Genomic DNA, 14,281 nt, shown 5'->3' with positions numbered 1-14,281 from the left:
TTTTGGATTGTAATGTTACGATTTTGTAAAGACTTACGCAAGTTAAAACCAATTGCTACATTTGCAGGGATTATGGATTCATTAACTCAAATTGTACTAGGAGCTGCTTGTGGTGAAATTGCTCTTGGTAAAAAAATTGGAAATAAAGCCTTGTTATTTGGCGCTATTGGAGGTACAATTCCTGACTTGGATGTTTTTATGGGACGTGTTTTCTATTCTAACACCATAGATCAATTGCTATTTCATAGAGGCTTTATGCATTCTATACCTTTCGCAATTATAGGTAGTTTCATATTTGGGTATCTTTTTTACCTCCTGTACAATATCGGGAAAAGAAAAAACACCACTACCCAGAAAGATTGGATTTGGTTATTTTTCTTATCCATTTTCACTCATCCAATTCTCGATTGTTTTACTCCGTATGGAACTCAATTATTTCTACCATTTTCAGATTATAGAGTTGCTTTTAATAACATTGCTGTTGCTGATCCTTTATATACACTACCTTTTTTAATTAGTTTAATTGTTTTGATGTTTTATAAAAGAGGAACTACTAAACGTAATTGGTGGTTAAAAGCTGGTCTTTATATAAGTTCATTTTATATGCTACTAACAGTCTTCAATAAACTTTATGTAGATAATGTTTTTAAAAAATCGTTTAAGAAAGCAGGAATTGAATATTCACGCTTTAGTGTTCAACCTTCGATTTTGAATAATATTTTGTGGTATGGAGTTGCTGAAACTGAAGATGATTATAAAGTTGCTTACTATTCTTTATTAGATAGCAGTTCAACTATTAATGATATTGTCTCAGTTCCAAAAAACCACAATCTTTTGGATATGTCTCATAACGATTTAAAAAAGCTAGCTTGGTTTAGTAATAGCTATTACAACTTAGCCTCCTTATCTGATGGAGAGTTTAGATACAATGATTTACGTTATCCTTTATTAAAAAACGAAGGTAATAGTAGCTCTGTTTTTGGTTTTAGGCTTTATAAAAACGGAAAACGCTGGGAATATAAAAATGATGCTGAACGTTTCAAAGACACTTCTCCTTCAGATTTAATTAATGCTATTTGGGAACGAATGAAAGGGAAATAAAAGGTCTAAGAAAAAACTTAGACCTAAATATCGTTAAATAAAAAAATGTCATTCCGAATTTATTTCGGAACCTCAATATTATAAATTTTATTAGTTCTGATGAGAACCTGAAATAAGCTCAGGTTGACATAAAGACTGTTGTTTATTTTCTTAAACTAAGCTTTCTTCCTTTAAAACTCCAACTTCTTTCATACAGGCTTTCATCATTTCATAAGTTCGTTCGATATCATTGTCTAAACCAATTGAAAAACGAATCAAGCCATCCGTTAATCCCATTTCTGCTTGTTCATCCTCTGGAATTTCAGAAGAAGTAGATGATCCCGGAGCTGAAAATAATGTTTTATAAAAACCTAAGCTTACTGCTAAATATCCTAAATTTTTATTTTGCATTAACTCCATCAATTCATTGGCTTTATCTAAAGAACCTACATCAATCGTTAACATGCCTCCATAACCGTATTCTTCATTCATCATTGAAGCAAATAATTCATGTGATGGATGAGAAGACAACCCAGGGTATACTGTTTTTAAACCATCTTCTTCAAACTTGGATGCCAAATACATAGCGTTTTTACTATGCTGCTTCATACGAATATGCAATGTTCTTAAATTCTTTAAAATAGATGCTGAGCGTAAACTATCCATTGTAGAACCTAATAACATGGATGCTCCATCATTTACATTTCGTAAATCATTAATAAATTCTTGAGTACCACAAACTACACCTCCAACCGTATCTGAAGAACCATTGATAAACTTAGTTAAACTGTGTACAACAACATCTGCTCCTAATTGAGCTGGAGCAATCGATAATGGTGAAAATGTATTGTCTACCACCAATTTTAAATTGTGCTTTTTTGCCAATGCTGCTAATCCACTAATATCTGCAACTTCTAATAAAGGGTTACTTACAGATTCACAATACAATACTTTTGTTTTCTCAGTAATTGCATTTTCTACAACATCTAATTTTGTAATATCTACAAAAGTTGTATCAATATTTAATTTTGGAGTGAAGTTTTTCAAAAAAGCATAGGTTCCTCCATAGATAGTTCTACTTGAAACAATATGATCACCTGCTCCACATAATTGTAACAATACAGGAGTAATTGCTCCCATTCCTGAAGCAGCTACATTGGCTGTCTCTGTTCCTTCCATTTCTGCTAATGCTTCTCCTAAGTATAAATTGGAAGGAGAAGTATGACGAGAGTACAAATAACATCCATCTGCATTTCCTTCAAATGTATCGAACATTGTTTTTGCAGATAAAAAAGTATAGGTTGATGAATCAGATATTGATGGGTTTACACCACCAAACTCACCAAAATATTGTAAATCTTGAATTTTATTAGCTGGTTTGAATTTCATTAGAATTTAGTTTTTGTTTACTCAAAACAACATAAAAGATTAAATAATTTCAATATTATACATGAAATACAGTTTTTAATTCTTTAATTAACATTATTAATAGTTTTATATTCATTTTTATTCAAAATAAACATAACTTTATAGAAATATTTTCAAAAATGAAACTTGACATTACGGATAAAAAATTGATTAATCTTTTACAAGAAGACAGTAAACGTACCAATAAGCAATTGTCACTCTTATTAAACTTATCTGTAACAGCAGTATTTGAACGGATAAAAAAACTCGAACGCGAGAAAGTAATTACTAATTATATCGCCCTAGTTGATCCTAAGAAAGTTGCCAAATCCTTTATTGTTTTCTGCCAGGTAAAGTTAATTCAACATTCACGTGAATACTTATCAGTATTTGAAAGTGAAATTCTAAAACTAGATGAAGTTTCTGAATGTTTTCATATTAGTGGAGATTACGATTATGTTCTTAAAATTTATGTAAAAGACATGGAAGAATACCGCGAATTTATGGTAAACAAACTCACTACTATAAAGTACATTGGTAGTACGCAAAGTTCCTTTATGATTGGAGAAGTAAAAAATACAGCAAAAATTAGCATATAAAAAAGCCATTGCTTTCACAATGGCTTTATGCTTATCATTTAGAGTTTCTATTTCTATTCGTGTTTTTCTATTTCTTTTTTTACTTCTTCATCGGTTCCTTTCACTTCTTTAACTTCCGTTTTCGTTTCACCGTTTTCAGTAGTTTTAACTGTAATTTTAGCCTCTACTTGATCACCGCCAGCATCTTTCATCTCTACTCTGATTTCTTTAGCATTCTTATGCGTATTCGCCGAGTGACCCCCTAAAATTGGTGCAATTACTAAACCTACTAAGCAAGTCAATTTAATTAAGATATTCATCGATGGTCCAGAAGTATCTTTAAATGGATCACCAACTGTATCTCCAGTAACTGCAGCTTTATGAGCATCAGAACCTTTAAAAGTCATTTCTCCATTGATTTCAACTCCTGCTTCAAAAGATTTTTTAGCATTATCCCAAGCACCACCAGCATTATTCTGGAAAATAGCCCACATAACTCCACTTACACAAACACCAGCCATATAACCACCTAATGGTTCAGCTCCAAACAAAAGTCCGATGATAATTGGTGTAATAATGGTGATTAAACCAGGTAAAATCATCTCTTTCAATGCCGCTTTTGTAGAAATATCAACACACTTTGCATAATCTGGTGTTCCAGTTCCTTCCATAATTCCCGGAATTTCTCTAAACTGTCTACGAACTTCTTGTACCATTTCCATAGCAGCTTTACCCACAGATTCCATTGCTAATGCAGAGAAGATTACAGGAATCATTCCTCCTACAAACAACATTGCTAATACATTTGCCTTGAAAATATTAATTCCGTCGATACCAGTAAATGTAACATATGCAGCAAATAAAGCCAAAGCTGTTAAAGCCGCAGAAGCAATTGCAAATCCTTTTCCTACAGCCGCAGTAGTATTTCCTACAGAATCTAAAATATCTGTTCTTTCACGCACATGATCCTCTAACTCACTCATTTCTGCAACTCCACCTGCGTTATCCGCAATCGGTCCGAAGGCATCGATAGCTAATTGCATTGCTGTAGTTGCCATCATTGCTGACGCTGCCAAAGCAACTCCATAAAATCCAGCTAAAGCATACGATCCATAAATGGCTGCTGCGAATAAAATAACAGATAAGAATGTAGACTTCATCCCTACTGCCAACCCAGCAATAATATTTGTTGCTGCTCCAGTAGAACTATTTTTTACAATATTTAAAACTGGTTTTTTACCAAGACTTGTATAGTAAGCAGTTACAGCAGAAATTAACGCTCCTACTGCTAATCCAATCATACATGAATAAAACACATGACGAGAAGGTACTTCTTTTAATCCTTCTCCAAAATAATTCATTTGTAATGTTTCTGGTAGCATCCAACGAATCAAAAACCAGCTTGCTACTAATGTAATAATTATAGATGCCCAGTTACCAAAGTCTAATGCTTTTTGTACTTCAGCTTCTTTTGCTGAATTATCTTTGATTTTTACTAAAAATGTTCCTATGATAGAAGCAACAATTCCAACTCCTGCAATTACCAGTGGTAATAAAATAGGTCCCATTCCATTAAAAGCATCTGTAAATGGAGTTACAGAAGACATATCTCTAATTAAATAATTTCCTAATACCATTGCAGCTAAAACTGTAGCCACATAACTTCCGAATAAATCAGCTCCCATTCCTGCTACATCTCCTACATTATCACCAACATTATCAGCAATTGTAGCTGGGTTTCTCGGATCATCTTCAGGAATACCTGCTTCAACCTTTCCTACTAAATCAGCTCCAACATCAGCTGCTTTTGTATAAATCCCTCCTCCTACTCTAGCAAACAAAGCAATACTTTCAGCTCCTAATGAGAATCCAGCTAAAGCTTCTAAAGCAACAGTCATTTCATCATAAAAACTTCCTTCTCCTGTAACAAACATTGCAACGAATAATAAGAAGAAAAGACTTAATCCTAAAACTGCTAAACCAGCTACTCCAAGTCCCATTACTGTTCCTCCGCCAAAAGAAACCTGTAAGGCCTTTGGTAAACTTGTCTTAGCTGCCTCAGTTGTACGAGCGTTTGCATCTGTTGCTATTCTCATACCTATATTACCAGCTAACGCAGAAAAGATTGCTCCAATAATAAAAGCAATTACAATGATCCAATGTGTTGTTTCCACAAGTTGAGATATAACGAATAGTGCTACCGATGCTATTATTGAAAATATTAAAAGGAGCCTATATTCTGCATTTAAAAATGCTAACGCTCCTTCTTTAATACTTTTTGAAATTGATTTCATTTTTTCATCTCCTGCATCTTGTTTTTTTACCCAAGACATTTTAATGAACATAAAAATCAACCCTAAAACAGCCAATATTATTGGCAAAAACACCATGTTTGATTCCATAATTTATAATTATTTGATTAGTTTGTTGCCCTAAATATAACAAAATCATCTTCTAAACAAAAAAAGCTCATTACATATGTAATGAGCTTGAATATTTTATAATCAGGAATCTTAAATTTTGTAGTCTCCTTTTACTTTGTGATCGCTTTCTTGGTAACGAGCGATACACTTATCTAAAATGTCGTATGCTTCATCTGCATCTCCCCATCCTCCTACGTCAACTTTTTTCTTTTCTAAATCCTTATAAACTTGAAAAAAGTGCGTAATTTCCTCTTTACGGTGTGGGTTTAAATCTGATAAATCATTGTATTTGTTCCATATTGGATCTGAAACTGGTACACAAACAATTTTTTCGTCTGGTCCTTTTTCATCTGCCATGTGGAAAACTCCGATAGGCTTTACCTCCATAACACACATTGGAAACGTTGGTTCAGCACCTAATACTAAAACATCTAATGGATCTCCATCTAACGCTAACGTTTCAGGAATAAAACCATAATCACCTGGGTACATCATTGAAGAAAACAACATTCTATCAAAACGAATTTTCTTTAAATCAAAATCGTACTCATACTTGTTTCTACTTCCTTTAGGTATCTCTATTAATACATCAACAGTTTGTTTCTCTTTAGCCGTCATATCTTTTAATTCGTTTCAAAAATCGGTTTGCAAAATTACGGATAAATTAGAGTTTATCCATGAACTTTATGGGTTATTTTTTGGTTAAATAACGATTATAATCCTGGTTTAATTCCAATTCTTATTGCAAACTTAGGAGTTGGAACCGCAATACTATTTGCTGGTGCATTATAATCGCTTCTCCAAATAGCATCTACTCTTAAAAAACGAAGGTTTCCGTAACCAATATTTTCAAATCCGAAACCATATTCATAATACACTTTATTAGGGGCATTGTATTGAATATTCTGAATTCCTGCTGTATTTACAACACCATCATTTAAAGCTCTGTTCGCATCTGAAACCGTTCCGTATGCAGCTCTAAACGTTAACAAACTTCGTAAGTTTAGTTTTCTAACTAATGGAATTCTATTTAAAATAAAACCGTTAAAATGATGCTCTAAATGCGTTGATACATACGTATCTGTTACAAAATCATAGAAGTTTAACAATGAAAATGTATTAGGAACCAAAGAAAAAGATTGGTTTGCTGGTATAACATTCATCAAAGAAACTGGAACTTCTCCAAAAGTTTTTCCACCTTCAACTGTAGTGTCTAACAACCCAAACTTACCTAATAAAATAGGTTGATTGTATTTAATTTGAATTTTATCATAGTCGTGCGTTCCATTTAATACTCCTTTGTAACCATGACGATAATTTACAACTATGGTTGGGAATACATTTCTTCCATAACGCTGTTCAACCCCTAAACCATATACAAATCTTCCTGGAGTAAACGATATGTACATATCTGAAGCAACATCAGTAACAGAAGAAACAAAATTTGCATCTCCTGGATTCTCTCTATAACTAACTGAAAAATTCTCTGGACTTGCCGATCTTATTGTTGAATGAGATAAATTAAATCCTATTCTAAGATTATTATGTATAGAATAATCGAAGTTTGTAGCATATTTTTCTACACTAGACAAGAAGAAATTATTCCCTCTTGAAAATAAAGCAGTAGACCCAAAAGTATTTCCTAGTAATTGAGTGGTGTTAAACAAAGAACTACCTAATTGCTCGACATCTTTCTGATATGCTGCACTTACAGCAATTCTTGGTTGATAAGAAAGTAAATATTTTCCTTCCAAACCATATTTAAACTCTTTGTCTTTAAAACCGTATGCTACATGACCTGCTAATCTAAAACGATCATCTTTAGTTTTAAATGTTCTAAAACCTATTCTTGTTCTTAATCCTTCAACTTCATTATTAGCCAACGCTGTCCAAAAAGGACCTAGTTGAAGGTTTAACGGACCTATATTGATATAACCACTTGAAATAGTATTGATAAAACCAGTGATTTTTTTAATTCTCTTTTTACTCTTAACTGAAGTAATTAGTTTATAAGTATCATTATTATCTTCTTTTTGCTCATTTTTCCAATATTCATCAGACTTGTAATATTGATCTGGGCGAATCTTTTGCGGTTGAAAATCATAGAAAGTATCTGGCAAAGGCTTATCTAACAAATAATCTTCATAATTAATTGTCTTCTTTATTGTTAAGCCTTTATTAGCGTCGTTCTTATCTAAAAATGTAAAATCTCCTTCATAAACATTTTTAGTAGGAATGTAAATACTATCATTTCTAACATCAAATTCCTTTTGAAACGTTAATCCTCTTACAAAATTCAGGTTGGCACCTTTTACCACTTGCATTCTAAGTTTTTTAATGGTAAAATCTTTATCTGCTACCCAAAAATTTCCTTTGAACGCTAAATCTTGATCACGGATTGGAAAGAAGTAGATATTATACAGCTTCTTGTCGTTATTTACAACACTATCATATAAAACATAGTCATATGTTGCAAAACCATCTGTAGATAAAGGACTCACAAACGATTTACGTAAAAGCGTAATATTATTTCTAAACACATCAATGTTTTGAAACGTCATTGCCATTCTATCAAAAACAAAACCTTGTGCTCCTAACCCTTCAGCTTTTTCAGCTATTATATCTTCTCTTTCTTTATCGGACTTATTGTTCCCATAAATTTTTGATACTTGTTCGCTAAGATATATTGGAATATAATAATTAATTCCATCACTATCATATTGAATCTCTTTGATAGCTTGTTTGTATTGATCTTTAAAAATACTTTGTATGAATGCAGTATCTAAATTATTAAGACCAATTTCAATAGTTTTATGTCTTTTGTACTGATAGTGATCAACTAAATCAACACCATTTTTTCTTTTTCTTTTCCAGATTTCTTTTAAAATGCGGTATGCAGGATTCTCCTTTTTCTTCAACCTATTTTTAGGCTTTGTAACCACAATAACCTCTTCTAAAACATCGGTACCTTCTTTTAGAACAATGTTTAGATATTTGGTTTTTCTAGTAACTTTAATTGTTTGTGTTTGAAAACCTACAAATGAAATTTCTAAAGTTCCTCGATTCTTTTTGGTTCTGAATGCAAACCTTCCTTCATCATCTGTGGTAGTTCCTTCAGTAGTTCCTTTAATATAAATATTTACAAAAGGTAAAGGATTATCATACTCGTCAACCACCGTCCCTCTTAATGTCAATTGCGCATTTAATAGTAAACTCGTAAAAAGGAGTAGCGCTGTTATTTTTAATTTCATAGGTTTTTTTACTTCAAAAATCCTTTTAGTTTAGAACTAAAAGGATTTTCAACAATTATCATCTCTCTAATTATCAATACCTTACTTGATATACATTACCTCTTTTACTGCATTTACTACATCTTGAGCATTAGGTAACCACTTTTCTAATAAAACTGGTGAGTAAGGCGCAGGAGTATCTGCTGTTGTGATTCTTTTTATCGGAGCATCTAAATAATCAAATGCTTCGTCTTGAACTCTAAAAGTAATTTCAGAAGCTACACTACCAAATGGCCATGCTTCCTCTAAAACAACTAATCTATTTGTCTTTTTAACCGATTCTAAAATCGTTTTATGATCCATTGGACGAACAGTTCTTAAATCGATAACTTCAATAGAAATTCCTTCTTTTGCTAATTCGTCTGCAGCTTTGTATGCTTCTTTAATAATTTTCCCAAAAGAAACCACTGTTACATCAGTTCCTTCTCTCTTGATATCAGCAACACCAATTGGTAAAACGTATTCTCCTTCAGGAATCTCCATTTTATCACCATACATTTGCTCAGATTCCATAAAAATAACTGGATCATCATCTCTAATTGCTGCCTTTAATAATCCTTTAGCATCATATGGGTTAGAAGGAACAATAACTTTTAATCCTGGACAGTTAGCAAACCAGCTTTCAAAAGCTTGTGAGTGTGTTGCTGCTAATTGACCCGCTGAAGCTGTTGGACCTCTAAAAACGATTGGACAATTGAATTGCCCACCACTCATTTGGCGAATTTTAGCTGCATTGTTAATGATTTGATCTATTCCAACTAACGAGAAATTAAATGTCATATACTCTACAATTGGTCTATTTCCGTTCATTGCAGATCCTACAGCAATTCCTCCAAAACCTAACTCTGCAATCGGAGTATCAATAACGCGTTTTGGACCAAACTCATCTAACATTCCTTTACTTGCCTTGTACGCACCATTGTACTCAGCAACCTCTTCTCCCATTAGATAAATACTTTCATCACGACGCATCTCTTCACTCATTGCTTCGCAAATAGCTTCTCTAAATTGTACTGTTTTCATATGTATTTTATTCTAGTAGTTGTTTATTCAATTTGCAAAAGTAAAAAAATTACTAGTAACGGAATTAACAGAATGTTAAAATCATCTATTTTAAGTGTATTTTTTATTATAAATTTATTATGCATGCATAATAAATGAAAAAAATTGTTTAAATTCGTGGCTCGAAATTAAGTGTTTTTAAAACAAACCTATATGAAAATATTAGTATGTATCAGTCATGTACCTGATACCACTTCAAAAATCAATTTTACTGAAAACGACACTAAGTTTGATACAAACGGTGTTCAATTTGTAATAAATCCATACGATGAATTTAGTTTAACTCGTGCAATGTGGTTTAAAGAAAAGCAAGGTGCCTCGGTAACTGTAGTTAATGTAGGAGGAACTGAAACAGAACCAACTTTGAGAAAAGCACTTGCAATTGGTGCAGACGATGCGATTAGAGTAAACGCAGAACCTACTGATGGTTTTTTAGTAGCAAAAGAATTAGCTGAAGTTGTTAAAAACGGTGGTTACGATTTAGTTTTAGCTGGTAAAGAATCTGCTGATTATAACGGTCAAATGGTACCTGGTATGTTAGCTTCTTTATTAGAGTATGATTTCGTTAATGGTTGTGTAGGAATTGAAGTTGAAGGCAGCAATGTTACATTGAAGAGAGAGATTGATGGAGGAGAAGAAAAAGTAACGTCTACGTTACCAATGGTAGTTGCTGGTCAGAAAGGTATTGTTGAAGAAAAAGACTTGAGAATTCCTAACATGAGAGGAATCATGATGGCTCGTAAAAAGCCTTTAAGTGTTGTTGAAGCTTCTGGAGTAAGTGCTTCTACTTCGACAAAAACATTTGAAAAACCAGCACCAAAAGGTGATGTTAAATTAGTTGATAATGTTGATGATTTAATCAACTTATTACACAACGAAGCAAAAGCAATTTAAATTTAAAATCAAAATATTTTAGTGGATGCGCATAAAAACCATCCACTAAAATTCTAAAAAAATTAAAAGTATGTCTGTATTAGTTTTTGCCGATTCATCGGAAGGAAAATTTAAAAAAACAGCTTTTGAAGTTGTTTCATACGGAAAAAAAGTAGCAGAACAATTAGGTACTAATGTTGTTGCTTTGACTATAAACAGTGGAGATGCATCTGAATTATATAATTACGGTGCTGAAAAAGTTGTTGAAGTAAAAAATGATTTAAAATCATTTAACGCAAAAGGATATGCAGCAATCATCAAACAAGCTAGTGAAGCGCAAGGTGCCGACACTGTAATCATAGATTCAAGTGTAAACGGATTAACTGTTGCTCCTTTAGTAGCTGTTAGCTTAGAAGCTGGTTATGCTTCTAACGTTGTTGATTTACCAAGTAGCACTAGTCCTTTTGTTGTAAAACGTAAAGCTTTCTCAAACAAAGGATTTAATAATACTGAAATTACTACTACCAAAAGAGTAATTGGAGTAGCTAAGAATTCTTACGGTGCTCATGAAAATGCTGTTTCTGGTTCTACTGAAAACTTTGATGCTTCATTACCAGAGTTAGGTGTATCATCAGTTGAAATTAACAAAGCAAGTGGAAAAGTAACAATTGCAGATGCAGATGTTGTTGTTTCTGCTGGTCGCGGATTAAAAGGCCCTGAAAACTGGGGAATGGTAGAAGAATTAGCTGAAGTTTTAGGTGCAGCTACTGCATGTTCTAAACCAGTTTCTGATTTAGGTTGGAGACCACACAGTGAGCATGTTGGACAAACTGGAAAACCAGTAGCTTCAAACTTGTATATTGCAATTGGTATTTCAGGAGCTATTCAACATTTAGCAGGAGTAAACGCTTCTAAAGTAAAAGTAGTGATTAACAACGACCCTGAAGCTCCTTTCTTTAAAGCTGCTGATTATGGTATTGTTGGTGATGCTTTTGAAGTAGTACCTCAACTTATTGAAAAATTAAAAGCTTTTAAACAGGCTTAATAAGTCAAATATATTTAGAAACCTCAAAAGATTGTATTCTTTTGAGGTTTTTTATTCTAAAGACTTTCCATACCATATTTTTTATTAAATTGTGGCACGCTAAAGCAGTCTAATTGAGACCGCTTTTTTTGTAGGAAGATAGATACATGAGCTTAGTAAGATTAACTATTAAAGGAATTTCATATAGTCAAACTCAGAGCGGTGCTTATGCACTTGTTCTTAGTGAAATGGAAGGAACTCGTACTTTACCGATAATTATTGGCGCTTTTGAAGCACAATCTATAGCAATTGCTTTAGAAAAAGAAATACGTCCTCCAAGACCTTTGACACATGATTTATTCAAAACTTTCGCTGAACAATTCCAAATTCAACTCAAAGAAATAATAATTCACAAATTAGTGGATGGTGTTTTCTTTTCTAGTTTAATTTGTGAAAGAGATGGAATAGAAGAATCAATCGACGCAAGAACATCAGATGCTATTGCTTTAGCTGTTCGTTTTCAAACACCTATTTTTACATACGAAAACATATTAGATAAAGCTGGGATTTATTTAAAAGCTGAAGAAAAGTTTAACGAAGATGATGAGGAATTAGAAAAAATAGAGTTGATTCCTGACATAGAATTAAATGAAACTGATGATTTTTCTGATTTTTCTTTAAGCGAACTAGAAACAAAACTACACGAAGCTGTTAATAATGAAGATTATGAATTGGCAGCTAAAATTAGAGATGAAATAGACAAACGCTCTTAAACCTGCGTAACAACATGAAAAAATTCTTTTCGATACTACTTATATTTTTTTCAATAGTAGTGAATGCTCAATCTATTGAAAAAAACTGGAATTTCTCTTCTATTGAAAACTTCAACAAAGAAGATGTGCTAACAATAAATAAAGGTGATTATTTCAAACTTGAAGAAGGCAAGTTTTCATACTTTCTTGAAAGTAAAGATAGTTTATACGCTTACGGAAATTACATCTCTCAAAATAACTTATTAATTTTTAAGTATACAAAACCTAATGATACTGTTAGATACTATAATGTTGTTGAGTTAACTGCTGACAAATTAACGATATCAGAAGGAGACATTACATATAACTTTATTGACAATTCAACTGCTACTCCTGTTGAAACTGAACAAGAAATCGTTAAAAAAGACGAAATCATAGCAAGCCAAGGATTTACTTTTCAAAGTTTTTACAGAGGAGTACTTGGAATGGTTGTTTTACTAATTATTGCCTTTTTGTTTAGTTCAAACCGTAAAAATATTGACTGGAAAACCGTAGGATTAGGTTTAGCAATTCAATTGTTAATAGCAATTGGTGTTTTAAAAATTCCTTTTGTTCAAGCTATATTCGATTTTATTGGAAAAGGGTTCGTTATGATTCTTGAATTCACACAGGCTGGTAGTGAGTTTTTATTTAGCGGCTTAGTATCAGATATGAATTCATTTGGTTTTATTTTTGCGTTCCAAATACTCCCAACTATTATTTTCTTCTCTGCCCTAACGTCATTATTATTTTACTTGGGTGTTATTCAAAAGGTGGTAAAAATAATGGCTTGGTCATTATCTAAAGTTTTAAAAATTTCTGGAGCTGAAAGTCTATCAGTAGCAGGAAATATTTTCTTAGGACAAACTGAAGCTCCTTTATTAATTAAAGCGTATCTAGAAAAAATGAATCGCTCTGAGATGCTTTTGGTAATGATTGGCGGAATGGCTACAGTTGCTGGTGCTGTTTTGGCTGCTTATATAGGTTTCTTAGGTGGCGATGACGAAACGTTAAAACTTCTTTATGCAAAACACTTATTAGCAGCTTCTGTAATGGCTGCACCTGGTGCAATTGTCATTTCAAAAATTTTATATCCACAAACAGAAGAAGTAAATACCGATGTAAATGTTTCCTCTGAGAAAATTGGTTCAAATATTTTAGACGCTATTGCCAATGGAACTACTGAAGGATTACAATTGGCGATGAATGTAGGTGCTATGTTATTAGTATTTGTTGCTTTTATAGCAATGATTAATGGAATACTGGGTGGTATTGGTGGTTTTGATGGAATCGAATATTTTAATTGGCATTTCACTTCTATTAATGAACACATAGCGCAGGGAACAGTATACGATAAATTATCTCTACAATTTATTTTAGGATATATTTTTGCTCCTTTAATGTGGCTGATTGGTGTTGCTGGAGAAGACACTGCTTTAATGGGACAATTATTAGGAATTAAGCTTGCTGCAAGTGAGTTTGTTGGATACATTCAATTAGCGGAACTTAAAAATGTTGCTAGTGCTACACACTTAACATATAATAAATCCGTTATTATGGCAACCTACATGTTATGTGGGTTTGCAAATTTTGCCTCAATTGGTATTCAAATCGGAGGAATTGGTTCTTTAGCTCCAGGCCAAAGAAAAACCTTATCTGAATTTGGAATGAAAGCTCTAATTGGTGGAACAATTGCATCATTAATGTCGGCTACAATTGCCGGTATGATTATAGGATAAGAACATATTTAAAC

The 14,281-nt window shown here is 32.7% G+C and carries 11 protein-coding genes; 6 read left to right on the top strand and 5 right to left on the bottom strand.

Going from position 1 to position 14,281, the window contains the following annotated elements; genetic code table 11:
• The first annotated feature begins 12 nt into the window (after positions 1-12).
• Positions 13-1,101, top strand: coding sequence for a metal-dependent hydrolase (locus EV195_RS13020; RefSeq protein ID WP_243693124.1), 1,089 nt, complete (start codon positions 13-15; stop codon positions 1,099-1,101).
• 150 nt (positions 1,102-1,251) lie between these two features.
• Here the strand turns inward: EV195_RS13020 and EV195_RS13015 are convergent, their stop codons facing one another.
• Positions 1,252-2,469: an aminotransferase class I/II-fold pyridoxal phosphate-dependent enzyme gene (locus EV195_RS13015; protein ID WP_132795402.1), complete on the bottom strand. Its 1,218-nt coding sequence runs from the start codon at positions 2,467-2,469 to the stop codon at positions 1,252-1,254.
• Positions 2,470-2,627: 158 nt separating this feature from the next.
• Here EV195_RS13015 and EV195_RS13010 point away from each other — a divergent pair, with 158 nt between their 5' ends.
• Positions 2,628-3,086, top strand: coding sequence for an Lrp/AsnC family transcriptional regulator (locus tag EV195_RS13010; RefSeq protein WP_132795401.1), 459 nt, complete (start codon positions 2,628-2,630; stop codon positions 3,084-3,086).
• A 53-nt stretch (positions 3,087-3,139) separates the two neighbouring features.
• On the opposite strand, the gene EV195_RS13005 is transcribed toward EV195_RS13010, so the two are convergent.
• The 4 genes from EV195_RS13005 to EV195_RS12990 all read right to left on the bottom strand — a co-directional run bounded on the left by EV195_RS13005 (position 3,140) and on the right by EV195_RS12990 (position 9,801).
• Positions 3,140-5,467 carry a sodium-translocating pyrophosphatase gene (locus EV195_RS13005; RefSeq protein WP_132795400.1) on the bottom strand — a complete coding sequence of 776 codons (2,328 nt, stop codon included), beginning with the start codon at positions 5,465-5,467 and terminating at the stop codon, positions 3,140-3,142.
• Positions 5,468-5,578: 111 nt separating this feature from the next.
• Positions 5,579-6,106, bottom strand: a complete 528-nt coding sequence (locus tag EV195_RS13000) for an inorganic diphosphatase (RefSeq protein ID WP_132795399.1) — start codon at positions 6,104-6,106, stop codon at positions 5,579-5,581.
• Positions 6,107-6,201: 95 nt separating this feature from the next.
• On the bottom strand, positions 6,202-8,739 hold the full coding sequence (locus tag EV195_RS12995) for a DUF5686 family protein (protein ID WP_132795398.1): 2,538 nt from the start codon (positions 8,737-8,739) through the stop codon (positions 6,202-6,204).
• Between the two features lie 81 nt (positions 8,740-8,820).
• Positions 8,821-9,801, bottom strand: coding sequence for a pyruvate dehydrogenase complex E1 component subunit beta (locus EV195_RS12990; RefSeq protein ID WP_132795397.1), 981 nt, complete (start codon positions 9,799-9,801; stop codon positions 8,821-8,823).
• A 192-nt stretch (positions 9,802-9,993) separates the two neighbouring features.
• Here EV195_RS12990 and EV195_RS12985 point away from each other — a divergent pair, with 192 nt between their 5' ends.
• From EV195_RS12985 to EV195_RS12970, 4 genes are all read left to right on the top strand, one after another.
• Entirely contained in the window at positions 9,994-10,734 is a 741-nt protein-coding gene (locus EV195_RS12985) for an electron transfer flavoprotein subunit beta/FixA family protein (RefSeq protein ID WP_132795396.1), read from the top strand.
• 70 nt (positions 10,735-10,804) lie between these two features.
• Positions 10,805-11,758: an electron transfer flavoprotein subunit alpha/FixB family protein gene (locus tag EV195_RS12980; protein ID WP_132795395.1), complete on the top strand. Its 954-nt coding sequence runs from the start codon at positions 10,805-10,807 to the stop codon at positions 11,756-11,758.
• A gap of 146 nt (positions 11,759-11,904) precedes the next feature.
• Positions 11,905-12,510 (top strand): bifunctional nuclease family protein, encoded by a 606-nt coding sequence (locus EV195_RS12975; RefSeq protein ID WP_132795394.1) that lies wholly within the window; start codon positions 11,905-11,907, stop codon positions 12,508-12,510.
• Positions 12,511-12,524: 14 nt separating this feature from the next.
• Positions 12,525-14,267 carry a nucleoside transporter C-terminal domain-containing protein gene (locus EV195_RS12970; protein WP_132795393.1) on the top strand — a complete coding sequence of 581 codons (1,743 nt, stop codon included), beginning with the start codon at positions 12,525-12,527 and terminating at the stop codon, positions 14,265-14,267.
• The last annotated feature ends 14 nt before the right edge of the window (positions 14,268-14,281 follow it).

The sequence above is a fragment of the Tenacibaculum skagerrakense genome, assembly GCF_004345825.1.
GTDB lineage: Bacteria > Bacteroidota > Bacteroidia > Flavobacteriales > Flavobacteriaceae > Polaribacter > Polaribacter skagerrakensis.
This window is presented reverse-complemented; position numbering and strand designations above follow the sequence as displayed.

What these genes read in the sequence shown, in the direction of transcription:
- EV195_RS12985 (WP_132795396.1), top strand. Translation starts at nt 9,994, where the DNA reads ATGAAAATATTAGTATGTATCAGTCATGTACCTGATACCACTTCAAAA.
- EV195_RS13010 (WP_132795401.1), top strand. Translation starts at nt 2,628, where the DNA reads ATGAAACTTGACATTACGGATAAAAAATTGATTAATCTTTTACAAGAA.
- EV195_RS13020 (WP_243693124.1), top strand. Translation starts at nt 13, where the DNA reads ATGTTACGATTTTGTAAAGACTTACGCAAGTTAAAACCAATTGCTACA.
- EV195_RS13000 (WP_132795399.1), bottom strand. Translation starts at nt 6,106, where the DNA reads ATGACGGCTAAAGAGAAACAAACTGTTGATGTATTAATAGAGATACCT.
- EV195_RS13005 (WP_132795400.1), bottom strand. Translation starts at nt 5,467, where the DNA reads ATGGAATCAAACATGGTGTTTTTGCCAATAATATTGGCTGTTTTAGGG.
- EV195_RS12970 (WP_132795393.1), top strand. Translation starts at nt 12,525, where the DNA reads ATGAAAAAATTCTTTTCGATACTACTTATATTTTTTTCAATAGTAGTG.
- EV195_RS12975 (WP_132795394.1), top strand. Translation starts at nt 11,905, where the DNA reads ATGAGCTTAGTAAGATTAACTATTAAAGGAATTTCATATAGTCAAACT.
- EV195_RS12980 (WP_132795395.1), top strand. Translation starts at nt 10,805, where the DNA reads ATGTCTGTATTAGTTTTTGCCGATTCATCGGAAGGAAAATTTAAAAAA.
- EV195_RS12990 (WP_132795397.1), bottom strand. Translation starts at nt 9,801, where the DNA reads ATGAAAACAGTACAATTTAGAGAAGCTATTTGCGAAGCAATGAGTGAA.
- EV195_RS13015 (WP_132795402.1), bottom strand. Translation starts at nt 2,469, where the DNA reads ATGAAATTCAAACCAGCTAATAAAATTCAAGATTTACAATATTTTGGT.
- EV195_RS12995 (WP_132795398.1), bottom strand. Translation starts at nt 8,739, where the DNA reads ATGAAATTAAAAATAACAGCGCTACTCCTTTTTACGAGTTTACTATTA.